Raw genomic sequence first — 2,214 nt, 5'->3', positions numbered from 1 at the left:
GCGCCGCGGCGGTCGCGTTCGCGCGCGGCGGCAGCAGGCTGTCGAGGTTGAGCCGCTGCACGGCGATCATCAGCACGACGGTCAGCACGGCGGTGATGATCGCGGTGAGCACGAGGGCGCCGGTGCCGGGCAGGCGCCGCAGGCGCTCGGTCAGGCCGCGCATCTCCGAGCGGAGCGCCGCGAGGTCGGACTGGCGGGCCGCCTCGTTCATGCGGTTCGAGGCACCCTCGACCTTGTCCTCGACCCGGGTCAGCAGCGACTCCGAGCGGGCGTACTTGTCCTCGATCCGCGAGGTCTTGTCCTCGATCCGCGCGAGCTGGTCGAACAGCTGGTTGGCGGCGATCGGCGTCGCGCCGGCCGGACCGGCGGCCGCGGGCTTGGCCTCGACGGGCCGGGTGTCGACGGGCGAAGTCGTCGTCGGGATGAAGTCCTGCCCGGTCGCGGTCTTGGGGGCGTCGGTCATTCGTCACGGACCCTTTCTCGTCTGCGGTTCGGAGGGCGGCCCGGCGGGGCGCGGCTTTTCGCGGATGGTCGGGCCGGGTCGCGAAACCGCCGGCCCGCGGGGTGTCCGCGAGCCGGCCGGGGGAGACGGATCAGATCGGCTCGTCAGATCAGCTTGGCCATCGCCACGGCCGTGTCGGCCATGCGGTTCGAGAAGCCCCACTCGTTGTCGTACCAGGCGAGGATGCGCACGAAGGTGCCGTCCATGACCTTGGTCTGGTCGAGGTGGAAGGTCGACGAGTGCGGGTCGTGGTTGAAGTCGATCGAGACGTTGGGCTGGTCGGTGTAGGCCAGCACGCCCTTGAGCGGGCCGTCGGCCGCCGCCACGATCGCCGCGTTGATCTCCTCGACGGAGGTGGCGCGCTTGGCGGTGAACACGAGGTCGACCGCCGAGACGTTCGGGGTCGGCACGCGGATCGAGGTGCCGTCGAGCTTGCCCTTGAGCTCCGGCAGCACGAGGCCGACGGCCTTGGCGGCGCCGGTCGAGGTCGGGATCATCGAGAGCGCGGCGGCGCGGGCCCGGTACAGATCCTTGTGCATCTGGTCGAGCGAGGGCTGGTCGTTGGTGTAGGAGTGGATCGTGGTCATGAAGCCGCGCTCGATCCCGACGAGGTCGTTGAGGACCTTCGCCACCGGCACGAGGCAGTTGGTGGTGCACGAGGCGTTCGAGATCACGTGGTGATCGGCCGTCAGCTTGTCGTGGTTGACGCCGTAGACCACCGTCAGGTCGGCGCCGTCGGCGGGCGCCGAGACGATGACGCGCTTGGCGCCGGCATCCAGGTGGGCCTTAGCCTTGTCCTTCGAGGTGAAGATGCCGGTGCACTCGAGCGCGATGTCGACGCCGAGCTCGCGGTGCGGCAGCTCGGCCGGGTTGCGCACGGCGGTGACGCGGATGCGATTGCCGTCGACGATGATGGACTCGCCGTCGACCACCACCTTGGCGTTGAACCGGCCGTGGATCGAGTCGAAGCGCAGCAGGTGCGCGTTGGTCTCGACCGGCCCGAGGTCGTTGATCGCCACGACCTCGATGTCCTTGCGGCCGGCCTCGTGGATCGCGCGCAGAACGTTGCGGCCGATGCGCCCGAACCCGTTGATGGCAACCTTCACCGTCACGGCGTGACTCCTTCGCGAGATGAGGCGCCGACCTGCGGGCGCCGTTCGATGGTACCGGAACGGCGCGTCGGCCGTCCGGTGCTGCGGTCGGCTCTATGAACCGCCGAATTGAACCAGGGATGAACCGACGCGAGGCCCGGGCACAGGTCGCCGGGGACCATCCGTGAGACGGACGATGCGGGCGAGGGCCTCTTGACTGGCACGGGTCGGGTATCCGGACAAAGCGCGCGCGAGAACCGGCCAGGCGCGTGCGGCGGGTCTCTAACATGGTGCCCCGGGCTGTCAAAGCGAAGGACGGGGACCGCCTGTGCGAAGTCCTGACAATTCGGGCGGCCTGACCGGACTGGATTTGGCTGGGCGTCGGCGGCGGATTCGGCTGGAAATCCATCGCGGCATGGGGGAAACCTGCCGGCAGACATGAGCGATGCCGCAAGCCCCCCGACCGACCCGACCGGCGACCCGACCGGCGACGCCCTGCGCAGGCTCGACGCGGCGCTGCTGCAACTCGAGGCTGCGGTCGCCCGCCGGCTCGAGGCCGAGGCCAACCCCGACGACGTCGCGGCGGAGCGCGCGATCATGGCCGAGGACCGGGCCCGCCTC

The 2,214-nt window shown here is 70.2% G+C and carries 3 protein-coding genes; 1 reads left to right on the top strand and 2 read right to left on the bottom strand.

The window, feature by feature from the left end; all coding sequences use genetic code 11:
* On the bottom strand, positions 1-463 hold a 463-nt coding region (locus FV223_RS25785; RefSeq protein WP_147729606.1), incomplete at its 3' end, for a hypothetical protein.
* A 143-nt stretch (positions 464-606) separates the two neighbouring features.
* A complete protein-coding gene (gene gap / locus FV223_RS25780; RefSeq protein WP_147729605.1) occupies positions 607-1,614 on the bottom strand; it encodes a type I glyceraldehyde-3-phosphate dehydrogenase in 1,008 nt (335 codons plus the stop codon).
* Positions 1,615-2,031: 417 nt separating this feature from the next.
* On the opposite strand from gap, the gene FV223_RS25775 reads away from it, so the two are divergent.
* On the top strand, positions 2,032-2,214 hold a 183-nt coding region (locus FV223_RS25775), incomplete at its 3' end, for a DUF4164 family protein (protein WP_147729604.1).

Origin of the sequence: Methylobacterium sp. WL116, from assembly GCF_008039455.1 — a bacterium.
GTDB lineage: Bacteria > Pseudomonadota > Alphaproteobacteria > Rhizobiales > Beijerinckiaceae > Methylobacterium.
This window is presented reverse-complemented; position numbering and strand designations above follow the sequence as displayed.